The following is a 23,665-nucleotide window of genomic DNA, read 5'->3' on the forward strand; positions in this document are numbered from 1 at the left end:
TCAGGAATAAGTGTCGGCCGGCAAAACCTGCCAGCTGACCGCCATTCCAAGCTGGCTGAAGACTTGTGTCCAGTAGCTGCGCTGGTCGCCATTCTGCTCGCTTTCCCAACCGGGACGCTCGATCAGATGGATTTCCAGTGTGATGCCCGCCAGTGCCATTCCGTATTCCTGGCGGATCGACTGAACGGTTTCGGCAACGGGTGGAAGCCGGTCAAACACATCGCCGCGTGCCCGTCCGTAAACGGAGACGATGTCCGAATTCTGCAGCATGTCTGACACCAGAACGATCCGGCGGCCCGGCACGGTTTGAGCCATGGATGGCTCCTGAGCCAGTTCCGCCAGAGCCTCCAGTATGGGGCTTTGAGGCGCATCCTTGGGCACAACCAGATCGGCCAGTGCTTGCTGCAATGGCGCGTCGAAAAGGGCTTCATAGCGCGCCTGAATGCGGTCCGGATTGCGATAAAGCGGGTTGACCTGGTCACCGCTGCCGGGATTGCAGAGCGAAAACTGGTTCGTGTCGTCCAGCCGGCCGGTTTCATCCAGTTCAAAGAGCGACAGACGCTCGCCAACCGCCAGCGTATCGCGCTGGGTCAGGATGATTCGCTCTATCGCGGCGGCTTGCTGCGTGGAGTAGAGGTCGGTCTTGTCGATAATGACCACGCGGTGTGGCGGCGTTTCGCCTGCAATACAGAGCGTGTCGGTATCATATTCTGCGGGGCGCAGCGTGAGCGCGAAATAGCTGACCGCTGCGACCACTCCGGCCACGAGTAACAGGTTGAATATACCAAGCAGGTCGCGTCCGGACATTAATCACCCCCCCAAAAGGCGGGATCAGCGCGGGCGCGCTGATCCGAAATCTTCTGCCATATCCATAAGCAGAATTTGGGCTTCGGCAATTTGCTCTTCTGGCGAATTACGGCCACCCGCGGCTTTCTTGACCACGCGGTTGAGTTCGCGAGCCGAACGTTCAGCACGGCGTTGCACCACACCAAAGCCCGGGATCGCATCATCAAAAGTGCGGCCCTTGTAGGCGGCAATGATGCCAAAGGTCAGTCCCAGTGTCAGCAAAAGATATGCCTCGAGGGTCTGGAAGGAAAACGGGGCGGCAATCAGGTGCTGGATCGGAGCGATCAGCTCGCCGGTAACCTCTGTTCCGCCCAGGGCCAATGATGCTGCGTGGATTTCAAGCAGGTCGCGATAGTGTGCAGCGGCCAGATTGAGCACAACGATGAATGCGACAGCCACGGGCAGGCCCAGCGCAGCGGCAGCAAACGACCAGCGCTTTTGCGGATTCGTCAGGTGGCGCAGGCAGAGATAGCCGATAACAAAGAAAGCGGTAATGACATTCACAAAGGAAACGGTGATGGCCTGAAGCCAGCCGCCCAGCAGACCCAGATCGGAACTGCCAGAGAAGAAGTAGGCATTGGCCAGCCCTTCAAAGAGAACCAGAGCGGCCAGAACCGAAAATGTCAGCAAATGCGAATCCGGATAGATGGCAGACCGTTCAATCGGCTTGCCGGCAGGACCGCTTTTTTCCTTGCCGATGGGGTCATCGAATGCCCAGCCGGCCGTGCGGCGAAAAGCGCGCAGGTTTTCAAAGTCGCGCCGGGCGCGGGACAGCGTGAATTGCAGGTCAAAGTCCTGAATGTGCGCGCCGTTGGAAAAATGTTCGCTGGCCAGAGCACGTGACCGTTGATCACGTTCATTCTCCGGCTTGTAAAACTGCCGCGTAGCGGTTTCGTTCAAATCGTTAAGTGCCATTTTCTCCCCCAGAATTTCGTTAGACAGCCCGCGTCGGGAGCGACGCAAATATGTCGTTAACCACGAAATGTGGCAGATTGCGGCGGCAATGCGGGCTGAAATGGGGTGATTTGATGGGAAACCGGATCAAACCGTTTATGTTGCGTTCATAAAGGGAGGTTGGCATGGCAACGACGCGACGCGAAATATTGGGTGGTCTGGCTGTTGGGGGCGGGACTTTGGCCTTCCTGCCTCAGGCGAACGCGCAGGAGCAGCTGACCGGCGATGTGATCCAGTGTTCCGAGGGCTTGTTCGGAATCGACTATACCGAATCGGAAGTCGAACAGATGATTATTGGTCTGGATGACTGGGCAGAAAATGCGGCGCGTTTGCGCGCGATCGACCAGCCGAATTCGCTTCAACCCGCGACAACGTTCGATCCACGTCTTCCCGGTGTCTCATACGAGATGCAGCATAACGGCCCGGATGTTGCTCCGGAAACCGATCCGGGACCGGTTCCGTCGCGCGAAGCTGACATTGCGTTTTCGCCGGCATGGAAGCAGTCGAAATGGCTTCGCGCCGGGCACATTTCATCCGAGCGACTGACTCGGATTTATCTGGACCGAATTGAACGTTTTGGCGGCGAACTGGAGTGCTTCGTAACGGTGACGGCTGAGCTCGCCATTGAGCAGGCCAGGGCGGCGGATGCGGCACTTGCCCGCGGTGAATATGCAAGCCCGCTTCAGGGGCTCCCGTATGCGCTCAAGGACATTGTGGATGTTGCCGGCATACGCAGCACCTGGGGCGCTACGCCTTATCAGGACCGGATCGCGGAATCGGATGCAGCTGTCTACCAGCGGCTGCGGGAAAGTGGTGCTGTCCTGATCGGAAAGTCTACCAGTGGCGCCATTGCCTATAATGACCTCTGGTTTGGCGGGCTGACGCGAAATCCGTGGAACACAGATGAAGGCTCCTCCGGGTCCAGTGCGGGATCGGCGTCTGCCGTCGGCGCAGGGCTGGCAAGTTTTGCAATCGGCACCGAGACGCTGGGCTCTATCGTATCGCCTTCGCACCGATGCGGAACCACTGGCCTTCGCCCGACCTTCGGACGCGTTTCGCGGGCCGGTGCGATGGCGCTCTGCTGGTCGCTCGACAAGATAGGCCCGCTAACGCGCAGTGTGGCCGATACGGCGCTCATCCTGGAGACGCTCAATGGATACGATGTCGCGGATGCGTCATCTCTCGAGATGCCTTTTGGTGTCGATTGGCAAACGGATCCCGCGACTTTGAAGGTCGGATATTTTCCCGGCGATTTCGAGAATGCCGCCGCGCCGGACCGGGCCGCATTGCAGGCGGTCAGGGATATCGGATGTGAGCTCGTCGAACTCAGCCTCCCGGATTTGCCGTATGGCGCATTGGGAACGGTTGTCGAAGTTGAAGCGGCCGCCGCTTTTGAAGAACTCACCTTGTCGGGCGGCGATGATGCGCTGCGCTGGCAGGGGCCAAATGCCTGGCCCAATACATGGCGCCGCGCCCGCCTGCGCTCGGCAGTGGATTACATCAATGTGGATCGCTTTCGGCGCACTGTCTGCGAAGCCATGGCTGTAGTATTCCACCAGTGTGATGTGATCATCGGGCCGAATTTCGCATCGAATATGTTGCTGATTACCAATTTCACGGGCCATCCGAGCCTGATTTTCAGATCGGGTTTTGTGGAACGGACACTGAATCCGCTGACCGCCAGTGGCGCAGCGCGGCAGGAGCAAACGCATCTTCTGCCCCACGGCACCTCGCTTTGGGGGCCGCTATTTGGCGAGGATAAACTGCTGCTATTGGGGCGGGAAATTGAATCCCGGCTGGATGTAGCGAGCGAGAGACCGGGACAATTCTCATGATGGATGACTACGTATTCTACGACTGTTTGACGGCACCCAGCCCGCGCCGGGCGCGAATTTTCATCGCTGAGAAAGGGCTGGCCATTCCGACCGTTCAGGTTGACCTGCGCCACAAGGAACAATTGGGTGAGGCCTACAAAGCCATCAATCCCAGATGCACTGTACCAGCGCTGAAATTGCCCGACGGACGAGTGCTTGGCGATAACGCCTCGATAGCGAGATATCTTGAGGAAATCCGTCCTGATCCGCCTTTGATGGGACGTGATCCCGTCGAGAAGGCGGTCGTTGCGGAATGGAATGCCATTGCGGAAAGCGACGGCCTCCTGGCGATGGCTGAAGTCATTCGCAACTCCTTGCCGGGCATGAAGGGCAGGGCGCTGACCGGGCCAAAAGACTATGATCAGATTCCCGAGCTGGCCGAGCGGGGACGCGCGCGAATTGGCAATTTTTTCGAATTGCTGGATCGCCGCTTGTCTGAACAGGCTTATCTCGGCGGCGAGGCATTCTCGGTGGCGGACATCACCGCATTTGTTGTGATTGAGTTTGCCGGATGGGTGAAGCTCGTTCCCGATGAGAATCATTCAGCTTTGAGAAGCTGGTATGAGGCTGTTTCCTTGCGGCCGAGCGCGAAGGTTTAGAACGTGTCTAATGTGACATCAGTGCAACGCAGCAGGGGAAAAGGTCTGAGATGCTTGGGTTTCAGGCACTCTGAGGCATTTCGCGAAGCGGATTGTCCTTTTTCCGTCGACCGAAATAAGACAGAATTGCGAAATCAATAACGGCAAAAATGCCGAGATAAGCACAACTGGCAAGTCCAGGACCGGGAGAAACAGAATGAAAATGATTAGCCGCGCAGCTCTTATGGCTGCCGTATCCGCCGCGGCGTTTACCGCGCCAGCTTTTGCTCAGGAGCGTCAGACGGTCGACGTCATCACCGTCACGGCCCAGAAACGCGAGCAGGGCATTCAGGATGTGCCCGTTGCCGTGACAGCTTACACAGCTGAACTGCTTCAAAATGCCGGCATTCGCGACATTCGCGATCTGGCAGTGATCGCGCCGGGTTTGAACATCACGTCGACTTCCAGTGAATATTCCACGACCGCTCGTATCCGCGGCGTTGGCACGGTGGGGGATAACCCGGGCCTGGAATCATCTGTGGGTATCGTGATCGATGGTGTCCCGCGCGCCCGGAACGGGGTCAGCTTCGGCGATCTCGGCGAAATCGAGCGCATTGAAGTTCTTCGCGGTCCGCAAGGTACGTTGTTCGGCGCCAACACGTCGGCGGGTATCATCAACATCGTAACCGCGGGTCCCGAATTCGAATTCGGCGCGAATGCTGAAGCGACCTATCTGACCGGCGGCGCAGATGGCTTCCGGATTTCGGGTAGCGTAACCGGTCCGATTGCGGAAGATCAGGCGGCTTTCCGGATCTACGCTGCGCGCGGCGAACGCGATGGTTTCCAATCTGTTCAGACCTTTGGCGGTCCTCGCACTATCAACGAAGACAACAATCAGGACTTCTACACCATTCGCGGTCAGTTGCTGTTCAATATCGGCGATCGTGGTGAGTTGACCCTGCAAGGCGATTTTACCAGCCGGGACGAGAATTGTTGCGGTGCGCCGAGCATTGTATCGGGTCCGACAGCCGCCGCTGTGAACGCATTGCAGCCGGGTGGCCGTCCGCTTCCAGGTTCGGAAGACCCATTCAGCCGTGTCATTCAGTCCAACCGCGACACCACGCAGGACATTGAAGATGGCGGCTTCCAGTTCCAGTATGAATATGAGTTTGAAAACTTCTCGCTGACAGCGATTGGTTCGACCCGCGATTATGAGATCGTTACCGGTCAGGATACGGACTTTACAGGTGCGGATATCGTCTATCGCGATCCGTCCCTGAACTCCTTCGAATTCGGGAACTCGACATTCGAGCTTCGTGCCCAGGGGCAACGCGAGAATCTTGACTGGATGGTTGGCGCATTCTTCTCGACCGAAGATCTCGTTCGTCGTGATGCCATCCAGTACGGATCCGACTTTGAAGCCTATCTCGGCCTCATCGGTGGCGGCGACCCTGTCCTGGTGACAACACTGGCGAATGGTCTCGGCGGTGCCTTCATTCCGGGCTACACGCCTCTGGCACCCGGTCAGGGATTCCCGGCAGGAAGTGCGAATAGCGGTGGTGACCGGTATGAGCAGGATGGCCAGACTTTCGGCATCTTCACCCACAACACGTTCGCACTGACGGAGAATACCGATCTTACGTTCGGACTTCGCTGGAACTCGACCGAGAAAGACGCGACAGCACAATTCTCGCCGGGCAATGCGCCAGCGTGTGATGTCTGGGAAACCGTCTTTGGTGAAGCGCTCGATTTCTCGACCGCACAGAACCAGGCAATCCTCGCCGGCTTCTCGCAAGCATCTCAGGTGTCTGTCGCCGGCCTCATCCAGTTCGGCACGTTTACATGCTTGCCGAGCGCACGGGATGTCTATTCGAATATCAACTTCAATGAATCGCTGTCGGAAGACGAGTTCACGGGGCTTGTGTCACTATCGCATCGCTTCAACGAAGACTTCCTGATGTACGGAACGTATTCGCGTGGCTATAAGGCTGGCGGATTCAACCTCGACCGCTTCACGCAGGCGGGTTCGAACGCGGTGAACTTCACCAATGTTCTGGCTGGCACGAGCCCTTATCCGGCTCAGTTCGATCCGGAGATCGTGAACTCGTTCGAAATCGGTTTCAAAACCGAAGGGTTCAACGACACGCTGTTGGCGAACCTTTACCTCTTCCACTCTGACTTTGAATCCTTCCAGCTGAATACGTTCAACGGACTGGCTTTCTTTGTGACCTCTTTGAACCAAGGGGCGGTCACTCAGGGTGCAGAGCTCGAACTGCTCTGGTTCCCGGAAGAAGTGCAGGGCCTGACCATTCAGGGTGGCATCACCTATGCCGATGCCACGTATAATTCGTTCGCCCCGACCGGCACGCCGGATGTTGACCGCCTGTCGGGCCAGAACTTCTCGCTGGCACCGGAATGGTACACTTCCGCATCAATCAGCTATGTCCGCCCGTTCGGCGATGGCATGGAATGGCTGGCGCACCTGAGCGGCCGCTACATGTCCGAGCAGAATACCGGCTCTGACCTTGATCCTGAGAAAATCCAGGAAGGCTACTCTGTCTTTAATGCGCGTGTGGGTATTGGCGCTGATGATCAGAGCTGGGCACTCGAACTGTTTGCCAACAACCTTTTCGATGAGGACTACATCCAGGTTGGTTTTGACGGTCCGTTCCAGCCGGGATCGTTCAATGCCTTCCTCGGCCAGCCGCGCATGTGGGGCGTCACGCTCCGTGCTCGCCGCTAGACGGCCTGGCTTTTAGAAATGAGGGCCGGAGCCATGCTCCGGCCCTTTTTTATTGCGATAGAATCACCGATCCTGTGGAAACGCGTATTTTGAGTTATGATGTTGTCGGGAAGTGAGTGCTGAATGTCATCGGAACGCCGCACATTATTGATTGGATTGGCCGTCTTTCTGGCCTTTTCGGTATATACGTCGGTATTCAGTCCGATCGCACCACGGCAACTGGAAACACGCCTGCAATCGGCTGCGGAAGACGCTTTGTCGGACCGGCGTTTTCGCTGGGCGAGTGTTTCGGTGGACGGGCAGGTCGCGACCCTTTCCGGCCGCTGGCCGAATGATAGCGAACACAATGCAGCCATTGAAGCGCTATGGTCCTCGGAATGGTCGGGCGGATGGCTTGCCGGTGGTATTACGCGCATTGTCGACAACAGCATTGCACAGCCCGGCGAGGCCGAAAGCCGGATTATTGCGGTGTTCAATTCGGACGGCGTAACGCTGTCTGGCATAGCGCCCGGCGATGCTGCCAGGACCGGATTGATCGAACAGGTGAGGCCGCTATTCCGCGGACGAATCGAACCGCGACTCGCGGCCCGGTCCGGCAATAGCAACCCTGACAACTGGCTGGATTCGGCCATGACCTTGCTCACGGCCCTTGAGGCGTTGGAGCGTGGGGTGGTTATCCTGGATTCCGATTCTGCCGTACTTTATGGCGTATCCTCAAGCAGTGATAATGCCCGGCAAATTCTGGAATCGATCGAGAATATTGCGGGCGCAATTCAACCGGTTGCACTCATATTAACAGATGATGAAGTGCTTGGGGGCATCAACTCCGCGCGCAATTGCGAAATGCTGCTCGATGCCGCCTTTGCCATGGGACGTTTGAGATTCAACCCGGGAAGTGCGTCCTTGTCACCTGGCGCACACGTTGTCCTCGAACACGTCTCAGCCGTTTTTGCCCAATGCCCCTCTGGCACATTGGGGGTCAGCGTGCGCCCCGTCGTCAGCGGAAATAGCGATGCAGAAATACTGGCGCGGTCGCGGGCCGAAGCTGTGCGCAATGTATTGATGACCTTTGGTATAGACGAAAATCGTGTCACCGCTCTTGTCAGCGCGGATCAGGATCAACTTGTCCGGATCGTTCTGGACGGTGAAGGAGAAAGCTGAATGCTCTGGTTAATCTGGCAAATGTGGTTTTTCCTGATCCTTGCCTTTCTGATGGGTCTGGGGCTGGGCTGGCGCCTGTGGTCGGCCTCCGGCGAAGCCGGAAAGGCCCTGCAAGCCGCGAGGGACGAGATCGGCCGCTTGCAGCGCGAGAATGACAGTCTGTCCAGTGTGGCCGCGCGCCATCAGGCCGCACTTGAGGCCAGCCAGTCGTCAGCAAAGCCGGAATCTGCCGATTCAAAGCCGATGGCCAAACCCGCAAAAACAAAAGCCGCAGCCCGTGCCAAGACGCCTTCCAGAACAGTTGAGGCCAGTGATTTGACCGAGCTGAAAGGTCTGGGACCGAAAGCCGCTGAGGCGTTGAATGCCGGCGGTGTCACCTCTTTCGAGCAGATCGCAGCCTGGACCAAATCCGATATCGCCAAATGGGACGAGGCGCTCACGGCGCGTGGGCGGATTGAACGGGACGATTGGGTGGGGCAGGCAAAGGCGAAAATCGCCTAGCCGAGACGTTGGACAATTTGCCGCGCATCATAGGCATCGGGAAGGTCTGGCCTCGGACCGGACCGGATCAGAATCTCCAGGAAGATCGTCTTGTCACCGGCACCGGGGGCAAACTGGATGCCAAGGCCCACGCTTGATCCCGAATAGCGCCGTGATCCAAACGTCTGGCCAACAGAGCCGCCTACGCGCACGGGCCGATCATCATCACCATCGCTGGACCGGGAGACAATTTCGAACCAGTCGCCGCCCCGCTCCAGCGTCAGTTCCGCGGCGCGGAGCAATGCCAGGTCTTCCAGTTCTTCAAAGCTGACATCCGATCCGCCATCAAACCGGATTCGAAAGCGATCCGACTCGATCTGCCGTTCGGAGTATCCGCGGTTGGACCCAGCGGAAGGCGCATAGGTGGTTGGTGCAGAGGCGCAAGACGTTAAGCCGGCGAATAATCCGATAATTATGAAACTGCGCATCCGATACCTCCTCAAGCCTTGACCGCGACCTCCATACGCTCAAGCAAATTCAGAGCGCTGTCGGCAATGACGGTGCCCGGCGGGAAAACCGCGGCAGCGCCCATCTGGCGTAAAACCGGTTCGTCATCGGGCGGGATGACACCGCCAACGACCACCAGCATGTCCTCGCGCCCGCGATCACGCAAGGCATTCCGCAATTCCGGCAGAAGTGTCAAATGACCTGCTGCCAGCGATGACATCGCAGCGGCATGGACATTCTCTTCATCCGCGAGCTCAGCAGCTTCTTCCGGCGTTTGGAAGAGCGGGCCAATGATGACCTCCCATCCCATATCGGCAAAGGCCGAAGCGACGACTTTCTGGCCGCGATCGTGGCCATCCTGACCGAGCTTTGCGATCAGGATTTTCGGCTTGCGTCCGGTGCGGGCTTCAAAATCAGCAGCAGCCTTGAGTGCCGAGGCCACCTTCGGATCCTTGCCGGCTTCTTCCGCATAGACGCCCTTGATGACTTTGATCTCAGCCTCATGGCGATTGAAGACGCGCTCCATCGCAGCCGACATTTCGCCAACGGTAGCCTTGGCGCGGGCCGCCTCGACGCAAAGCGCGAGGAGATTGCCACCCTCAGACGCCGCATGCGTTAGCGCCGCCAGTTTTGCTTCAACGGCAGCGTAATCACGCTCGGCCTTGAGACGTTTGAGCTTTTCTTCCTGTTCTTTTCGGACCTGGTAATTATCGACCTTCAGAACCGGCACATCCTCGTCTCCATCAAGAATGAACTTATTGATCCCGACAATCGTCTGCTGACCACTATCAATCCGGGCCTGGGTTCGCGCGGCCGCTTCCTCAATCCGCAGTTTGGGGGTTCCTTCGGCGATTGCATTCGCCATGCCGCCCAGCGCGTCGATTTCGCGGATATGCTCTAGGGCTCGCGCGGCAAGATCCTGCGTCAGGCTTTCGACATAATAGGACCCGCCCCAAGGATCGATAGAGTCGACGAGGCGGCTTTCCTCGGCCAGCGCCAGCTGCGTGTTTCGTGCGATGCGTGCCGAAAAGTCGGTCGGCAAAGCAAGCGCTTCATCCAGCGAATTTGTGTGCAAGGACTGTGTATGCCCGTCAATCGCGGCGATCGCTTCCAGCGCCGTGCGGCCGATATTGTTGAATACATCCTGTGCCGTCAGGGACCAGCCGGATGTCTGGCAATGGGTTCTGAGGCAGATTGACTTGTCCGACTTGGGCGAGAACCGCTCCTGCACCAGGCCGGCCCACAGCAGACGGGCCGCTCGAAGTTTGGCGATTTCCATGAAGACATTCATGCCAATGCCGAAAAAGAATGACAGGCGGGGCGCAAAACGGTCCACATCGAGTCCGGCCTCGACACCGGTTTTGATATATTCCAGACCATCGGCAATCGTGTAGGCGAGTTCAATATCCGCTGGCGCACCAGCTTCCTGCATATGGTAACCGGAAATCGAAATGGAATTGAATTTCGGCATGTTTTCAGCCGTGTAGGCGAAAATGTCCGAAATGATCCGCATCGATGGCTTGGGCGGATAGATGTAGGTATTCCGGACCATGAATTCCTTCAGGATATCGTTCTGGATTGTCCCTGAAAGCTGTTCCGGCTTCACGCCCTGTTCTTCGGCGGCGGCGATATAGAGCGCCAGAATTGGCAGGACCGCGCCATTCATTGTCATCGAGACACTCATCTCGTCGAGCGGTATGCCGTCGAATAATTCCCGCATGTCGTAGATGGAATCGATTGCGACACCCGCCATGCCGACATCGCCGGCCACGCGCGGATGATCGCTGTCATAACCACGATGGGTCGCCAGGTCGAATGCGACTGACAAGCCTTTTTGACCTGCCGCCAGATTTCGCCGGTAGAACGCATTGGAATCTTTCGCCGTCGAGAAACCGGCATATTGGCGAATGGTCCAGGCACGCTGCAGGAACATGGTCGGGTAGGGCCCGCGAATGAAGGGCGCAGCGCCCGGAACGGTCTGGCGAAGGCGCTCATCACTGTCATTGGCCGAGTAGCTGGACTTGATGTCGATATGCTCGGGCGAGCGCCAGGGTGCCGTGTCACCGGCAGAAGAGCTGGCAACAGGATGAAAATCCCGGCGGCTGAAGTCGATGCGATGGCTCATGAGTTTGCTCCTGCCAAGGCTGCATCTTCAAGGCGTATGGCTGGAAACAGGGGCAGGCTCGAGGGCGGCAATTGGCCGGTTTCGAACTTCATTTCACGCAAATCCGGTGCGGCAAATCGATTGATTCCGAACAGGACACGATCGCCGCTTTCATATTGTTTCTGCAAGGCCTGCCGCGCCGCAATGACGTCTCGGGTAAAAGCGCTGTCCCCGGAAAGGGCACTGTACCCACCATCGCTCTCAATGCTCTGGAACTGACGCCAGGCTTGTTCAGCCAAGGCCTGCGTCAGGTGTTCATGCAGGAAAGCGCCGGCCGCCGGGTCGGCAACCGCCCCGATATGAGCTTCTTCCTGCAATAGGATTTGCAGATTGCGAGCGGCGCGCCGTGCCAGCCTGTCCGGGCGTCCGAGCGCATAGGTGGCCGGCAGGATGGTAAGCGCGGAAACACCAGCCGCCGCAGCCGCAAAGCCCGCCGCTGATGTCCGGATCATATTCGTCCACGGGTCGCGCCGCGTCATCATGCGGCCGGACGTCACCGCGCGCATCCGGGGTGCGCCATCCTCCGCGCCGTAGGCTTCAAGAATATTTCGCGTAACCAGATATCCGGCCCGGATCTTCGAGAGCGTCAGATGAATGTCGGCATCGGCAGCCACTATGACCTCGATTTGAGCGGAAGCCTGCTTCGGCGAAACGCCGGCTTCAATCAGCGCTCCCATGGCCTCGGCATACCCGGCGGCGGCCAAGGCCAGCTCCTGAACCTCGGTGCCGCCCGTTTCGTGAATGGCGCGGGCGTCCACACTGGCAATGACGAATGACGGATGGGCTTTGGCCAGTGCTGCCAAACGCGGGTCGGCCGCATCAAGAGCCAATCCGGCTACGGACGCGCCCGCCTCCCTCATCCATGCTGCAAACCCTTCAGCATCGAAATCATGCCCCGGTTCCAGAAAGACCGGTGCGATGGATGTGTCGACGCCGTCCAACACCTTTGCGAGATCGCTTGCCTTGCCCATTGCGACGCCGCACGCGCCTTCGGGATCGATGTGCAAGCCGATTTGCGAAACGCCGCCCAACAAATCGGCAAGAATCGCCTTGTTGGCGCTCAATGGTTCGGCCTCCGTGAAACCTTGCCGGATCTGCCACGGAAGAAAGGCATCCGCTCGCTGCGGAGCGGCATTTCCGGTGCGTTCAGCGCTGAAAAACACCGGCCCCCGTTTAACTCCGTCCTCCGTCTTGCGAACAAGTGTTGTCTCAAAATCTGCTCCGCGAAGCGCCTTGTCTGCCAAAGCGCGCCAGTCATCCGTCTGGGCGGGTTGTAATCCATCAATGAGGGCGTGGAGCGTTTCGGTCATCAAAAATTCCTGCTGGCCGTTGTCTTGGCAAGAAAAAGGCGTGAGCCCGGCTCAAGGTCAAGCCGCAAGGGCATGGATAGCATGAATGCTTATCCGCACCGACCTCGCCAGCGTCTAGCCTGCAAGCCGGATTAAGGAGCTTTGCGGCACATGACCACTGAAACATCCCCGCGTTTGGGGCTTGATTACGTAATGGCCGCTCAGGCCCAGAAACATGTCACGGTGAATGAGAGTTTTCGTATTCTGGATTCTCTTGTGCAGGCTTGCGTGCAAAGTCGTGTGACCGACGAACAACCCGCCAGCCCCGGTGAAGGCGAGCTCTACATTCTGACCCCGGCCCGTTCGGGCGAACACTGGTCATTGATGGCAGAGCAAAACCTCGCAGCGTTTCGGGATGGTGAATGGTCGGAAATCCCGGCATTCGAGGGGCTGATGGTCTGGATCAGCGATGAGGCCAGATTCGGCTTTTTCGACGGATCGGCATGGGGCGATGTGGCGGCAACGTTTGACAGCCTCCAGAATCTCGACCTGCTGGGCATTGGCACGACTGCAGACGCGGCCAATCCCTTTTCAGCCAAACTCAATGCCTCACTCTGGACGGCCAGGACAGCGGGCGAGGGCGGAACGGGCGACCTTCGATACACGCTGAACAAGGAAAGCGAAGCCGATGTCCTGTCGCTGCTCTTTCAGAGCGGGTTTTCCGGTCGCGCGGAACTGGGCCTGATTGGAGACGACGATCTCCTGCTGAAAATGAGCGCGGACGGAACGAACTGGTTCGAATTGCTGCACATCTCGCCGACGCGCGTATCAGTCCCGGCCAGCGAAGGCCTGAGCGTGGCGGCGATCAACGGAACCGCACCCGGCCAACGCCGCAATCTGATTATCAATGGCGACTTTTCGATCGCGCAACGCGGGTTGAGTTTTAACAGCCCGGCAGCCGGAACCTGTACACTGGACCGTTGGCTTTTCGTATCGGGCGGCGGCATGGCCGCAGACATATCGCAAGAGGACTTCACGCTCGGACAGACCGATATTCCCGGCGCGCCAGCGCATTTCATGCGCTGGGCCCTGACCGGGACGGCCAGCGGGAATCCGTGGATCGAACAGCGCATCGAGAATGCGCGCTCGCTTCCGGTCGGCGATGCCACATTGAGCTTTTATGCGCGGGCATCCCGCAGCGTTGCCATGATTTCGCGGCTGCGCCGCAATTTCGGATCCGGCGGGTCCACGACGGATCAGATCGCCCAGGATTCCATTGCCCTGACCACAGACTGGACGAGGTTCGAAGTCCCGGTCGCCGTCACCAGCCTGACGGGCAAGACTCTCGGCGCGGGCCACTATCTCAGCCTCGAATTCTATCTTCTGGGCGGCGAAACATCGGTCGACATTGATATTGCTGACGTACAGCTGGAATGCGGGCCGATTGCCAGCCGCTTTGAACGGCTGAGCGAGGCCGAAAATCTGCGCCTTTGTCAGCGCTATTTTGTCAAGACATGGCCGCAGGGCACGGATCCCGGCAGCGCGTCTGAGGCTGGCAGCCTTGCGGGGGCAACGAGCGGTCCGTCGGCAACCGCGATCTTTGACTGGCGATTTCCGGTCGAAATGCGCGGGAGTCCATCTCTCACGCTTTACTCACCCGCAACAGCGGCAAGCGGAAAAATCGATGCCGCCGGAACGGACCTGGCCGGCACACCGCTTGCCATCTCGTCAAACACGGCAAGTTTTCAGTCCGCCCCGCATTCCGGCCTGGTGCTCGCTCGCGCCCATGCCACGGCCAATGCCGAACTCTAGGAGTTGAAAGATGGAATTCCGATTTGAATCGGCGGCGAGAGATGTCGTCCGGGTCACGGACGGCTCTGACATTCGCTTCATTCCGGCTTCAACAGACAATGCTGAATATCGACTGTTGTGCGATGGCCGTCCGGCGGATCCGGTATCCGGCCTGCCCGCCATCGAGCCCGTCATCATTCTTGAGCCCCTGAGCGAGGAGGAATAGACATATGGATATTGCCGAATTGAGTGCATCTGCCCTTTCGGGCGGCCTGCTCGGGACACTGGGGACAGCCCTGGGACGGGTCACCGGTTATTTTGAACGCCGTGTCGAGCTGGGTCAGGAACGCCAACGCTGGACACATGAATTGCAACTGGAGGAAATGCGGGCGCGAAATGCGGCTTCCGCCGCCGATAGTGAACGCGCGACTGCGCTGCAGACCGCGCGTTTCGAGGCGTTGGAAGAGAGCCTGCGTGGCGATGCGGCCCTGGAGTCCGGTTATGCGTGGGTGTCTGCCGTTCGCGCGCTTGTTCGCCCGATTCTGACACCGCTTCTCTGGCTGCTCTATCTGATCGTGTTTTTCGCAGTCATGAATGGCACGGCAGATCATTTCATTGCCGATGAAGTGGAAGCTGAATTTGTCGGTTACTTCATTGCCAATATTGCCTTCACGGCCAGCGCCGCAACCTTGTGGTGGTTCGGCGACCGGGCGCGCCCGTTACCGCGTCCCTAGGCAGCAGCTTTTGCCAGCCTTGCCAGGGCCGCCAATAATGCGGGGTAAACGGCGTCTGTCATGGCGTGGCCGTTCTGGGTGATCATCGTCAACCGGGCGTGCGGGCAGGCATCCTTGAGGCGATATGCGGCGTCGAGCGGGCATACGATATCATAACGGCTCTGGACGATTTCCACGGGTATATCGGCGAGGCGATGAGCCTCCCGGATCAATTGGTCAGGTTCCAGAAAACACCCGTTTGCAAAATAGTGCGCCTCGATCAGCGAGTGAGAGGCCACGAAATCGGCCCCCCTTGCAGAAAGGCCTTCGCGGACATGCTGCGGTGAGGCGTCCAGCCACGAAATGCGGTCTTCATACTCGGTCCAGCGATAGAGCAGGGACTGCCGCAGATCATCGAGTGTTGTGTCGGGGTCGGTGACGCGCTTCAGAAGAGGCATCCCGCTCTCGATTTCAGTCTGCATGGAATCACATGCGGATTGAAAGAAAGCTCGAATATTGCCTTTTTCGGGAACCTCAGCCTGTGCGATGAAGGTTTCGAACGCATCCGGAAAGAGGTTCGGCGCGCCGGGGCGGGTGTGCCACCATGCAAGCTCGGAATCCGAGGCCAGAAACACACCTTCTACCAGGACGCCGGAAACGGCTTCCGGGTGGGTTTGCGCATAGGCCAGGGTAAGGGTGGAGCCCCAGGACGGTCCCACCACGATCCATTTGTCGAAACCGAATGAGCGTCTCAGCGATTCGATATCCGCAATCTGGTGTTGCGTCGCATTTCCATCCAGAGAGAAGAGCGGCTTCGAGCGCCCACATCCGCGTTGGTCAAACAGCACAACATCGAAAACATCCGGGTCAAAATAGCGCCGGTGTGCGGGTGTGCAGCCGGATCCTGGGCCGCCGTGCAGGAAGACGAGCGGAACACCGCCGCGTTTTCCGCACCGTTCCCAATACAATTCGTGCCCGTCACCTGTCGGGTGATAGCCGGTCTCGAATGGGGTGATGTCATCAAAAAGGATCATAAGAATGGTGCCGCAAGGGAGAATTGAACTCCCGACCTCATCATTACCAATGATGCGCTCTACCACTGAGCTACTGCGGCCAAAGCCATGGATCGCGGCGTATAACCTATGCTGTCGCGCTCGCCAAGTCCGGCTTGACGAGAAGGTGCAGCGGGGTCACATCAGGACTCATGAGCATCAAAGATCCGACAGGCGAAGGACCCAGGTCGCCCGCGCCGAAGACGCAACGTGAAGATCGCCTCGCAGAGGCGCTTCGGAAAAACCTCCGTCGTCGCAAAGCCGCAGCGAAAGCTGCGAAGTCGCCTTGAAATGGCCATCGGCCGCATTTGAATTGGCATCAGGTTTTCTCGAAGGCAGGTTTTCATGGATGCAATAAAGGTGCGCGGCGGCAATCTCTTGCGGGGCGAAGTCGTCATTTCCGGTGCCAAAAATTCGGCGCTGAAGTTGATGGTTGCGACATTGCTGACCGATGAAAAGCTGACCCTGAAGCGTATGCCGGATCTCGCTGATACACGGTTTCTTTCGGGCCTCCTGACTCACCTCGGCGCGACGGTCGAACGCGATGCGGCAAGCATGGGTCTGCACACTGAAAGATTGGCCAGCGCGGAAGCGCCCTATGACCTCGTCCGGAAAATGCGCGCGAGTTTTAATGTCCTCGGACCATTATTGGCCCGGAATGGAGAAGCGCGCGTATCCCTGCCGGGCGGTTGCGCAATTGGTGCGCGGCCTGTCGATCTTCATCTGAAAGCGCTGGAAGCGCTGGGGGCAACGATCGAACTGGCCGATGGTTACGTCGAAGCCAAAGCCAAGAAGGGCTTGATTGGCGCACAAATCGTTTTTCCTTTTGTATCTGTCGGTGCAACCGAACACGCCATGCTCGCGGCCGTTCTGGCGAAGGGCGATACAGTCCTTGAGAATGCGGCCCGGGAGCCGGAAATACAGGATATCGCCGATTGCCTGAATGCCATGGGCGCCAGGGTGTCCGGTGCGGGAAGTTCGACCATCACCATTCAGGGCGTTGATCGCCTGCACGGCGCTGAGCATGCGGTCGTGCCCGATCGCATCGAGACCGGAACTTATGCGCTGGCAGTTGCAACAGCGGGCGGCGATGTGCTGCTGCGAGATGCTGTCTGGAAACACAATACGGCACTTTGGGACCGCATGAGTGCAGCAGGCGCGACGCTAAGCCAGGAGATCGAGGGCGTGCGCGTGAAGGCCAGTGGCGAGCGGCTGACGGCAACGGATATGGAAACCCGGCCATATCCGGGCTTTCCGACTGATGAGCAGGCCCAGTTCATGGCGGCCATGTGCGTGGCTGATGGACGATCTGTGATCCGTGAGACGATTTTTGAAAACCGGTTCATGCACGCACCCGAACTGATGCGTATGGGCGCGAAGATCGACTTGCGTGGCAATGAGGCTATCGTCACCGGCGTTAGCGAACTTCGCGGGGCACCGGTCATGGCAACGGATTTGCGGGCATCGGTGTCGTTGGTCATAGCGGGACTGGTTGCCGCAGGTGAAACCACGATCGGGCGAGTCTATCATCTGGATCGGGGATTCGAGAATCTGGAAGCCAAGCTGGCCGGCTGTGGCGCAGATATCGAACGGGTAAAGGAATAGGACCGGGCTGTGGCACGACGCCAACCAATCAGGCTTGCAGCGGAAGATGTGGATGACCTGTCGGTCATTTCGGCAGCCCTTCAGGATGCAGTGGCGCAGCTGGGTGATTTCAGATTCGATCGGAAGGCGCGCCGGTTTACTGCTGTTTTCAACCGCTTCCGCTGGGAAGACGGCAGGGGCACGCAAGGCTGGCGAACGCGTTCGGCGCTGGACGTTTCCGGCATCTTGAAGGTGCAGTCCAAGCGGCTGAAACAGGATGCGCCCGAGGCGATTGTGTCTCTGCTTTCATTGACGTTCGAGCCGGGCGAGACTCCTGGCGGCGCAATCCTGTTTGCCTTCTCCGGCGGCGGCGAATTGCGGCTGGATGTCGAATGCATCGACTCCTTGCTCGTGGATATCGCCGAGCCCTGGCCCGCGAAAAGCCGCCCGAAGCATGAGGCCGGCTAATGAGCGCGACGGAGCATATTGTCTCGATTGAATTGCTGGGTCTGCCGGGTGGCGACACCACGGCGGATCGTGAGCGGCGCGTGGCGATATCGGACCTGCTCGATTCAAACTTCTTTTCCCCGGAAGGCGAAAACCATGGGCCGTATGCCGTCAATCTGTCGATTGATGACGGCAAACTCGCGATTGAGGTCAAAACCGAAGGCGGGGATCCGGTTCACGCCTTCATGTTTTCGCTCGGACCATTTCGGGGAATATTCAAGGATTATTTCATGATTTGCGAAAGCTATCATGAGGCGGTGCGGGATTCGTCTCTGGCGCAGATAGAGGCGATCGATATGGGACGCCGCGGTGTTCATAATGAGGGTGCCGAACTTCTGCGTGAACGCTTCGTTGGTAAAATCGATGTTGATTTTGAAACGGCTCGCCGCCTGTTCACGCTGATCGGGGCTCTGCACCATCGCGCCGGCAGCAACTGATCACCTCATGAATTAACAGGATTTGGGCTCGACTTGTTACGGTGCCCACGTCTATATACCGCGCCGCTGGGCCATTTGTGATATGGCTGAGCGTCGATTCACCGCCAGATGAGGAGCCCATGGCGAAAGAAGAACTATTGGAGTTTCCCGGTGAGGTGACGGAATTGCTTCCGAATGCCACCTTCCGCGTGAAACTGGAAAACGACCACGAGATCATTGCCCACACGGCGGGCAAGATGCGCAAGAACCGTATTCGCGTTCTGGCGGGCGACAAGGTGCTTGTCGAGATGACGCCGTATGATCTGACCAAAGGCCGGATCACCTATCGCTTCAAGTAACTCCCGGACGTGTTGTTGGCATGACTGAGCCCTTGCGCCTTGTCCTTGCCAGCGCGTCACCTCGGCGTTTGGAGCTCCTGCGCCGCATCGGCGTCGAGCCGGACGAAATCCGGCCTGCTGATATCGATGAATCCGAAATTCCCGGAGAAACTCCGCGACAAATGGCTGAGCGCCTGGCGCTGTCCAAGGCTGGCGCGTTTCCGGACGAGACGGCGCTCATATTGGGATCGGACACCGTTGTCGGCGTTGGCCGCCGCATTCTTCCCAAGACAGAGGACGAAAATAGCGCGCGCGCATGTCTGGAATTGCTTTCCGGGCGCAATCACCGCGTCTGGACCGGCGTTGCGCTGATCGCCCCGGATGGCCGCACAGCGTCGCGGCTTGTCGAAACCCGGGTTTCGTTCAAGCGACTTTCGTCCGAAGACGTGAACGCCTATATCGCCAGCGGCGAGTGGAAGGGCAAGGCCGGCGGCTATGCCATACAGGGTATGGCCGAAGCCTTTGTCATGCGTCTTGCCGGGTCGTATTCAGGCGTAATGGGTCTGCCGCTATACGAAACCGCCAACATGCTCCGCGGTTTTGGTTATCCGGTACTGAGATCATGAACCGCCAGATCGCCGTCGAGGAATGGGTCGGTGAAACCCGCGCGGCCGTGATCGAGAATGGACAGATTGTCGAATTGCATTTCGATCGCTGGAGCGAACAGGGCCGTCGTGCCTTTTCGGGCGAGCTCTATCTGGGCCGCGTGCGGAAAGTGGACGGCGCGCTCAATGCGGCCTTTGTCGATCTGGGACGCGGAGAGCCGGGATTTCTTCCGTTCGGCAAGGCGGGACGCCCCGCCGGTCTGCACGAAGGCGCCGCGATCGCGGTAAGGGTCGCGCGCGAGGCGTTCAGCGAAAAGGGACCGACACTGGCCCTGGCTGATGTCGAGGCCAGCGGTGAGGCGCCTTGCCTGTTGGAGGCGGATGCCAATCTCGCCGAGCGCTTGCTGCGCCGCTTTCCGGAAGCCGACGCCATCTGGGCGGACGAAGCCGGCGTTGATATTTCCGCGGCGATTGAGTCGGCGACCACCATCAGAGTGCCCGTTCCGGGCGGCGGCGCTCTGGTCATCGAGCCGACATCCGCGCTGACCGCGATCGACATCGACAGTGCCGGCCGAACGGCAAATGCCGGGCGAAAGCTGGCGCTGGATCTCAATCTGGCAGCTATGGCCGAGATTGCCCGGCAGGTCCGCTTGCGCGGCATTGGCGGCAATGTCGTGATTGATTGCCTGCATTTGCGCGCCCAGCCTGACCGCAAGGCTGTCGAAGTGGCCTTGAAGCGAGCCCTGAAACACGATGCCGCGCGAGTCGATGTCCTGCCCATGTCGCATTTCGGATTGATCGAGCTGGTGCGTCAGCGAACCGGGCGGTCAGTGACGGAGGTCCTCAATTCTGAAAACGGGTGCGAGTCAGACGAAACGCTGGCGTTGAAAGCGTTGCGGATGCTGGAAGCGGAAGCGCAGAGTAATCGTGCGGCCAGACTGGTTTTGCGAGCGTCTCCGCCCATTGCGGACTGGCTCGAAGCCGGAAACATCGATTGGCGTGCAGCTTTGGCCGACCGTATCGGCCCTCGCTTCTCGCTCGAATCGCGGCAGGACGTCGCCAGGGATTATGCGGAGGTTGTCGCGGTAAAATGACCAGGGTGAAGTGTCCGATATGCAAAAAGCCGGCAGAGGCCAAATGGCTGCCCTTCTGCTCGAAACGTTGTGCGGATGCCGATCTTGGCCATTGGCTGGCGGATGATTACGCCATACCGGGCGAGCCAGCGCCTGCAGACGCATTCGACCCCTCTGCAGAAGACTGATCTTTCAACGCAAGAGGGCGTGGACAGGCTGCAATCTGCCGCCTATAAACCCGCCTCTCCGAAGGCCTTTTACACGAAGGCCGTCGAACGCCCGGGTAGCTCAGTTGGTAGAGCAGCGGATTGAAAATCCGCGTGTCGGCAGTTCAATTCTGTCCCCGGGCACCATTTATTTCTTAAAATCATCTCCCGGTTCGCCGCATCGCGACGAGCAGAATAAAGAGCATGATCAGAGTAAACGCGCCGGAGATCCACAACGATTGATCTGGCGATCCGCTCATCATCGGGCTGGCTGCGGAAAGGCCATCGATTTCGCCGCTTTCGACAGATTGGCTCCGAACGGTCATTTCCGGCTCCGGTGCGCCAAAAACCGCGACGGCGGTTTCGTCCACGAAAAACCCGAAGCGGAAAAACAGGCCTGAAATGATATCCGGGAGCCCCGACAGCCATTGATTGACGGGGACGCCGAAGCGTTCAAGCAGGTCCAGCCCGCCGGTAACGAAGCCCAGCATGGAACCGATGGTGATCAGAAAACGAAACAGCATGGCAAGTCTCCCCGTGTGTAGGTCAGTTTCACCTTTCCAACATCGGTCTGGCAAGCTGAATGTCGGCTGAAATCGCGAGAGCCTTCTCGTTCATACGGCCGCTACCCGGCCGCGTCGTATGCGCGTTGGGCAATAGCGACGATGTCATCATCGATTTCGTCGGCGGAATGCAATGAGATGATGTACTGACACATGCCACCGGGTTTCACCGGCGCCATCAGGGGGTGAGATGCGTCGGCCTTCAGATTAATCCCGAGTTCGAACCGGTCCTTTGTTTTTGGCCCGAGCATGGCAAATTGCTTCTTCCGACGCAGCGCTACATATCCCTTTTTCGGCGCCGTCTCGAATGCACCAAACCCGTTGATATGCGCCATCAGCGAGTCATGAATGGCGCGTTGGTGCGCTTTCGAGCCGATATAGATGTCGTCCAGAGGATCGCTTGTTGCAGGGGCATCTTCAACAGATCGCCTAGCAACGTGAACAATTGTATTGGCATCGCCATGACCCAGGCCCCAATTGCTCTTTACCCAGCTGACCATCTCGCCATGCTTGGAAAGACCGAGATCCAGAATCTCTTTCGAGAGTTGATCCCGTGTTTTTCCGGTTTTGGCTTCGATGTTTGACACTTGTGTTTCTGCGGCCTGATCCAGAACGCTCATGAAAATCTCCCCGATTACTTGCCGGTGAGGATGCCCTGTGACCGGCAATCGGGAAAGTGTTTTCGTTGCGCCGTCGTCTGCCACCATCAATTGACCCTTGCGGTGAAGCGCAGTCTATTTGCGTTCGCGCGCGGGGCGGATGAATGCTTTTCAATTCCTTTGAATTCCTGTTTCTTTTTCTGCCCGCCACTCTTGGCATTTATTATGTGCTGCGCCGCTGGGTGGCGCACCATGCCGCGCTGGTGGCGCTCACCATTGCCAGCTTCGTCTTCTATGCGTGGTGGGATATCCGCTATCTGCCGCTCCTGCTGGGGTCGATAATCGTCAATCACATACTGGGGCTGACAATCGCCCGGCACGGTTCGCAGCCATGGCTCGCCATTGGCGTCGTGCTGAATCTCGCGAGTATCGGCCTGTTCAAATACGCGGACTTCTTTCTGGGCAACATCAATGCCGTTGCCGGAACCGATTTTCCGCTCCCCGGCTTTGCCCTGCCGCTGGCGATTTCCTTTTTCACCTTCCAGCAAATCAGTTTTCTGGTGGATGTTGCCCGCCGGGAAAGCCAACCCTCAGGCTGGCTGGGGCATGGATTATTTGTGGCGTTTTTTCCGCAACTGATCGCGGGGCCAATCGTCCGGCATGACCAGATCGCGCCGCAATATGAAGACAAGGACCGCGTCGATGACTGGGCGGCGAATATCGGCATAGGTCTGTCGATTTTTACAATCGGCATTTCCAAAAAGGTATTGCTCGCGGATAATTTCGAACCCTTTGCGGCCAGCGCTTTTGGTGCCGCGGCGAGGGGGGATGAGGTCGGCCTGTTGGAGGCCTGGACCGGTGCACTGTGCTATACCTTCCAGATATTCTTTGATTTTTCCGGCTACTCCGACATGGCCATCGGACTGGCGCGGATGTTTGGGTACAAGCTGCCGATCAATTTCAATGCGCCTTACCGCGCGCGGTCGATCATTGATTTCTGGCGCCGCTGGCACATTACGCTGTCTCAATTCCTGCGCGATTATCTCTACATTCCGCTGGGCGGAAACCGGCATGGTCAGGCCCGGCGCGCGATCAATCTGGCGGTCGTCATGTTGCTGGGCGGGCTCTGGCATGGTGCGGCCTGGACATTCGTTTTCTGGGGCGCGCTGCACGGGCTCGCACTGGGATGGTGCAACTGGCTCAACAAGGTGCGGCCCAATGGCCTCTTGCCGTCAGCGCCCTGGGTGTCGGTGGTTTTCACCTTCGTGTTTGTCGTTATCGCCTGGGTTTTCTTCCGCGCAACATCATTCCCCGCAGCCATCGAAATGCTGCAGGGCATGGCGGGACTGAACGGCATTGGGCCGGGTGTCGGTGATGAGCCTTTCATCGCCATTGCTGTCGGCCTCGCAATTATCTGGGGATTGCCGGACACTGCGTCGGTTTTTATCAAATGGTTCGATGATGTGACCATCAAAACGGCCGGACTGGTGCCGCAAAAGGGTCTGCGCTTCACGACCCGTCCATGGATATCCGGAACGCTCGCTTTTCTGCTCTTCCTGTCCATCGTCAACGCCTGGAACACTGCGGAGTTTATCTATTACAACTTCTAGATCGAAACCGCC

The 23,665-nt window shown here is 58.4% G+C and carries 24 protein-coding genes and 2 tRNA genes; 17 read left to right on the forward strand and 9 right to left on the reverse strand.

The annotated features are described in order from the left end of the window. On the reverse strand, positions 1 to 807 hold the full coding sequence (locus HXX25_RS03390) for a hypothetical protein (protein WP_187167113.1): 807 nt from the start codon (positions 805 to 807) through the stop codon (positions 1 to 3). 24 nt (positions 808 to 831) lie between these two features. Continuing rightward, positions 832 to 1,761: a hypothetical protein gene (locus HXX25_RS03395; protein WP_187167114.1), complete on the reverse strand. Its 930-nt coding sequence runs from the start codon at positions 1,759 to 1,761 to the stop codon at positions 832 to 834. Between the two features lie 164 nt (positions 1,762 to 1,925). Here HXX25_RS03395 and HXX25_RS03400 point away from each other — a divergent pair, with 164 nt between their 5' ends. The 5 genes from HXX25_RS03400 (at position 1,926) to HXX25_RS03420 (ending at position 8,657) form a co-directional block, all read left to right on the forward strand. After that, entirely contained in the window at positions 1,926 to 3,635 is a 1,710-nt protein-coding gene (locus tag HXX25_RS03400) for an amidase (protein ID WP_187167115.1), read from the forward strand. Then, positions 3,632 to 4,273 (forward strand): glutathione S-transferase family protein, encoded by a 642-nt coding sequence (locus tag HXX25_RS03405; protein WP_233346855.1) that lies wholly within the window; start codon positions 3,632 to 3,634, stop codon positions 4,271 to 4,273. The genes HXX25_RS03400 and HXX25_RS03405 overlap by 4 nt, the downstream gene beginning before the upstream one ends. 196 nt (positions 4,274 to 4,469) lie before the next feature. Further along, the gene (locus tag HXX25_RS03410; RefSeq protein ID WP_187167116.1) at positions 4,470 to 6,995 is read left to right on the forward strand and encodes a TonB-dependent receptor; all 2,526 of its coding nucleotides are present in this window, start codon (positions 4,470 to 4,472) and stop codon (positions 6,993 to 6,995) included. A 123-nt stretch (positions 6,996 to 7,118) separates the two neighbouring features. After that, the gene (locus HXX25_RS03415) at positions 7,119 to 8,156 is read left to right on the forward strand and encodes an OmpA family protein (protein WP_187167117.1); all 1,038 of its coding nucleotides are present in this window, start codon (positions 7,119 to 7,121) and stop codon (positions 8,154 to 8,156) included. Beyond that, complete coding sequence (locus tag HXX25_RS03420; protein ID WP_187167118.1) at positions 8,157 to 8,657, forward strand: helix-hairpin-helix domain-containing protein; 501 nt, start codon at positions 8,157 to 8,159, stop codon at positions 8,655 to 8,657. It begins immediately after the preceding gene. Here HXX25_RS03420 and HXX25_RS03425 read toward each other — a convergent pair. From HXX25_RS03425 to HXX25_RS03435, 3 genes are read right to left on the reverse strand one after another with little or no spacing between them, the layout of a single operon-like run. Continuing rightward, complete coding sequence (locus HXX25_RS03425; protein WP_187167119.1) at positions 8,654 to 9,124, reverse strand: hypothetical protein; 471 nt, start codon at positions 9,122 to 9,124, stop codon at positions 8,654 to 8,656. The two genes, HXX25_RS03420 and HXX25_RS03425, sit on opposite strands and share 4 nt — an antisense overlap. Positions 9,125 to 9,135: 11 nt before the next feature. Beyond that, entirely contained in the window at positions 9,136 to 11,268 is a 2,133-nt protein-coding gene (gene scpA / locus HXX25_RS03430; RefSeq protein WP_187167120.1) for a methylmalonyl-CoA mutase, read from the reverse strand. Then, complete coding sequence (locus HXX25_RS03435) at positions 11,265 to 12,617, reverse strand: methylmalonyl-CoA mutase family protein (RefSeq protein ID WP_187167121.1); 1,353 nt, start codon at positions 12,615 to 12,617, stop codon at positions 11,265 to 11,267. Before HXX25_RS03435 ends, scpA begins: the two co-directional genes overlap by 4 nt. Before the next feature lie 150 nt (positions 12,618 to 12,767). On the opposite strand from HXX25_RS03435, the gene HXX25_RS03440 reads away from it, so the two are divergent. The 3 genes from HXX25_RS03440 to HXX25_RS03450 are packed head-to-tail and all read left to right on the forward strand — an operon-like array spanning position 12,768 to position 15,121. Next, on the forward strand, positions 12,768 to 14,408 hold the full coding sequence (locus tag HXX25_RS03440) for a DUF2793 domain-containing protein (RefSeq protein ID WP_187167122.1): 1,641 nt from the start codon (positions 12,768 to 12,770) through the stop codon (positions 14,406 to 14,408). A 10-nt stretch (positions 14,409 to 14,418) separates the two neighbouring features. Continuing rightward, positions 14,419 to 14,613 (forward strand): hypothetical protein, encoded by a 195-nt coding sequence (locus HXX25_RS03445; protein ID WP_187167123.1) that lies wholly within the window; start codon positions 14,419 to 14,421, stop codon positions 14,611 to 14,613. A gap of 4 nt (positions 14,614 to 14,617) precedes the next feature. After that, a complete protein-coding gene (locus tag HXX25_RS03450) occupies positions 14,618 to 15,121 on the forward strand; it encodes a hypothetical protein (RefSeq protein WP_187167124.1) in 504 nt (167 codons plus the stop codon). On the opposite strand, the gene pip is transcribed toward HXX25_RS03450, so the two are convergent. Continuing rightward, positions 15,118 to 16,134, reverse strand: a complete 1,017-nt coding sequence (gene pip, locus HXX25_RS03455; RefSeq protein WP_187167125.1) for a prolyl aminopeptidase — start codon at positions 16,132 to 16,134, stop codon at positions 15,118 to 15,120. The genes HXX25_RS03450 and pip overlap by 4 nt on opposite strands. Positions 16,135 to 16,139: 5 nt before the next feature. After that, positions 16,140 to 16,214: transfer RNA gene (locus HXX25_RS03460), tRNA-Thr, on the reverse strand. A 283-nt stretch (positions 16,215 to 16,497) separates the two neighbouring features. On the opposite strand from HXX25_RS03460, the gene murA reads away from it, so the two are divergent. The 8 genes from murA (at position 16,498) to HXX25_RS03500 (ending at position 21,028) form a co-directional block, all read left to right on the forward strand. Then, positions 16,498 to 17,757, forward strand: coding sequence for a UDP-N-acetylglucosamine 1-carboxyvinyltransferase (gene murA, locus HXX25_RS03465; protein ID WP_187167126.1), 1,260 nt, complete (start codon positions 16,498 to 16,500; stop codon positions 17,755 to 17,757). Positions 17,758 to 17,766: 9 nt separating this feature from the next. Beyond that, positions 17,767 to 18,204 carry a DUF2948 family protein gene (locus HXX25_RS03470; protein ID WP_187167127.1) on the forward strand — a complete coding sequence of 146 codons (438 nt, stop codon included), beginning with the start codon at positions 17,767 to 17,769 and terminating at the stop codon, positions 18,202 to 18,204. Next, positions 18,204 to 18,680, forward strand: a complete 477-nt coding sequence (locus tag HXX25_RS03475; RefSeq protein WP_187167128.1) for a UPF0262 family protein — start codon at positions 18,204 to 18,206, stop codon at positions 18,678 to 18,680. The genes HXX25_RS03470 and HXX25_RS03475 overlap by 1 nt, the downstream gene beginning before the upstream one ends. A 119-nt stretch (positions 18,681 to 18,799) precedes the next feature. Then, a complete protein-coding gene (infA, locus tag HXX25_RS03480; protein ID WP_019961978.1) occupies positions 18,800 to 19,018 on the forward strand; it encodes a translation initiation factor IF-1 in 219 nt (72 codons plus the stop codon). Positions 19,019 to 19,038: 20 nt separating this feature from the next. Next, entirely contained in the window at positions 19,039 to 19,623 is a 585-nt protein-coding gene (locus tag HXX25_RS03485) for a nucleoside triphosphate pyrophosphatase (RefSeq protein ID WP_187167129.1), read from the forward strand. After that, the gene (locus HXX25_RS03490) at positions 19,620 to 20,696 is read left to right on the forward strand and encodes a ribonuclease E/G (RefSeq protein WP_187167130.1); all 1,077 of its coding nucleotides are present in this window, start codon (positions 19,620 to 19,622) and stop codon (positions 20,694 to 20,696) included. Before HXX25_RS03485 ends, HXX25_RS03490 begins: the two co-directional genes overlap by 4 nt. Beyond that, entirely contained in the window at positions 20,693 to 20,863 is a 171-nt protein-coding gene (locus HXX25_RS03495; RefSeq protein WP_187167131.1) for a DNA gyrase inhibitor YacG, read from the forward strand. The genes HXX25_RS03490 and HXX25_RS03495 overlap by 4 nt, the downstream gene beginning before the upstream one ends. Positions 20,864 to 20,952: 89 nt before the next feature. After that, a tRNA-Phe gene (locus HXX25_RS03500) sits at positions 20,953 to 21,028 on the forward strand. Between the two features lie 14 nt (positions 21,029 to 21,042). Here the strand turns inward: HXX25_RS03500 and HXX25_RS03505 are convergent. Together HXX25_RS03505 and HXX25_RS03510 are read right to left on the reverse strand one after the other, a co-directional pair. Next, complete coding sequence (locus HXX25_RS03505; RefSeq protein ID WP_187167132.1) at positions 21,043 to 21,405, reverse strand: hypothetical protein; 363 nt, start codon at positions 21,403 to 21,405, stop codon at positions 21,043 to 21,045. 101 nt (positions 21,406 to 21,506) lie between these two features. Then, the gene (locus HXX25_RS03510) at positions 21,507 to 22,064 is read right to left on the reverse strand and encodes a DUF5655 domain-containing protein (protein ID WP_187167133.1); all 558 of its coding nucleotides are present in this window, start codon (positions 22,062 to 22,064) and stop codon (positions 21,507 to 21,509) included. Between the two features lie 143 nt (positions 22,065 to 22,207). On the opposite strand from HXX25_RS03510, the gene HXX25_RS03515 reads away from it, so the two are divergent. Then, the gene (locus HXX25_RS03515; RefSeq protein WP_187167134.1) at positions 22,208 to 23,653 is read left to right on the forward strand and encodes an MBOAT family protein; all 1,446 of its coding nucleotides are present in this window, start codon (positions 22,208 to 22,210) and stop codon (positions 23,651 to 23,653) included. Positions 23,654 to 23,665 lie beyond the last annotated feature (12 nt).

Origin of the sequence: Hyphobacterium sp. CCMP332, from assembly GCF_014323565.1 — a bacterium.
Taxonomy (GTDB): Bacteria; Pseudomonadota; Alphaproteobacteria; order Caulobacterales; family Maricaulaceae; genus Hyphobacterium.

Bases quoted from the DNA above. Each gene is read 5' to 3' on its own strand.
- HXX25_RS03390 (WP_187167113.1), bottom strand. From the start codon at position 807: ATGTCCGGACGCGACCTGCTTGGTATATTCAACCTGTTACTCGTGGCC.
- HXX25_RS03395 (WP_187167114.1), bottom strand. From the start codon at position 1,761: ATGGCACTTAACGATTTGAACGAAACCGCTACGCGGCAGTTTTACAAG.
- HXX25_RS03400 (WP_187167115.1), top strand. From the start codon at position 1,926: ATGGCAACGACGCGACGCGAAATATTGGGTGGTCTGGCTGTTGGGGGC.
- HXX25_RS03405 (WP_233346855.1), top strand. From the start codon at position 3,632: ATGATGGATGACTACGTATTCTACGACTGTTTGACGGCACCCAGCCCG.
- HXX25_RS03410 (WP_187167116.1), top strand. From the start codon at position 4,470: ATGAAAATGATTAGCCGCGCAGCTCTTATGGCTGCCGTATCCGCCGCG.
- HXX25_RS03415 (WP_187167117.1), top strand. From the start codon at position 7,119: ATGTCATCGGAACGCCGCACATTATTGATTGGATTGGCCGTCTTTCTG.
- HXX25_RS03420 (WP_187167118.1), top strand. From the start codon at position 8,157: ATGCTCTGGTTAATCTGGCAAATGTGGTTTTTCCTGATCCTTGCCTTT.
- HXX25_RS03425 (WP_187167119.1), bottom strand. From the start codon at position 9,124: ATGCGCAGTTTCATAATTATCGGATTATTCGCCGGCTTAACGTCTTGC.
- scpA (WP_187167120.1), bottom strand. From the start codon at position 11,268: ATGAGCCATCGCATCGACTTCAGCCGCCGGGATTTTCATCCTGTTGCC.
- HXX25_RS03435 (WP_187167121.1), bottom strand. From the start codon at position 12,617: ATGACCGAAACGCTCCACGCCCTCATTGATGGATTACAACCCGCCCAG.
- HXX25_RS03440 (WP_187167122.1), top strand. From the start codon at position 12,768: ATGACCACTGAAACATCCCCGCGTTTGGGGCTTGATTACGTAATGGCC.
- HXX25_RS03445 (WP_187167123.1), top strand. From the start codon at position 14,419: ATGGAATTCCGATTTGAATCGGCGGCGAGAGATGTCGTCCGGGTCACG.
- HXX25_RS03450 (WP_187167124.1), top strand. From the start codon at position 14,618: ATGGATATTGCCGAATTGAGTGCATCTGCCCTTTCGGGCGGCCTGCTC.
- pip (WP_187167125.1), bottom strand. From the start codon at position 16,134: ATGATCCTTTTTGATGACATCACCCCATTCGAGACCGGCTATCACCCG.
- murA (WP_187167126.1), top strand. From the start codon at position 16,498: ATGGATGCAATAAAGGTGCGCGGCGGCAATCTCTTGCGGGGCGAAGTC.
- HXX25_RS03475 (WP_187167128.1), top strand. From the start codon at position 18,204: ATGAGCGCGACGGAGCATATTGTCTCGATTGAATTGCTGGGTCTGCCG.
- infA (WP_019961978.1), top strand. From the start codon at position 18,800: ATGGCGAAAGAAGAACTATTGGAGTTTCCCGGTGAGGTGACGGAATTG.
- HXX25_RS03485 (WP_187167129.1), top strand. From the start codon at position 19,039: ATGACTGAGCCCTTGCGCCTTGTCCTTGCCAGCGCGTCACCTCGGCGT.
- HXX25_RS03490 (WP_187167130.1), top strand. From the start codon at position 19,620: ATGAACCGCCAGATCGCCGTCGAGGAATGGGTCGGTGAAACCCGCGCG.
- HXX25_RS03495 (WP_187167131.1), top strand. From the start codon at position 20,693: ATGACCAGGGTGAAGTGTCCGATATGCAAAAAGCCGGCAGAGGCCAAA.
- HXX25_RS03505 (WP_187167132.1), bottom strand. From the start codon at position 21,405: ATGCTGTTTCGTTTTCTGATCACCATCGGTTCCATGCTGGGCTTCGTT.
- HXX25_RS03510 (WP_187167133.1), bottom strand. From the start codon at position 22,064: ATGAGCGTTCTGGATCAGGCCGCAGAAACACAAGTGTCAAACATCGAA.
- HXX25_RS03515 (WP_187167134.1), top strand. From the start codon at position 22,208: ATGCTTTTCAATTCCTTTGAATTCCTGTTTCTTTTTCTGCCCGCCACT.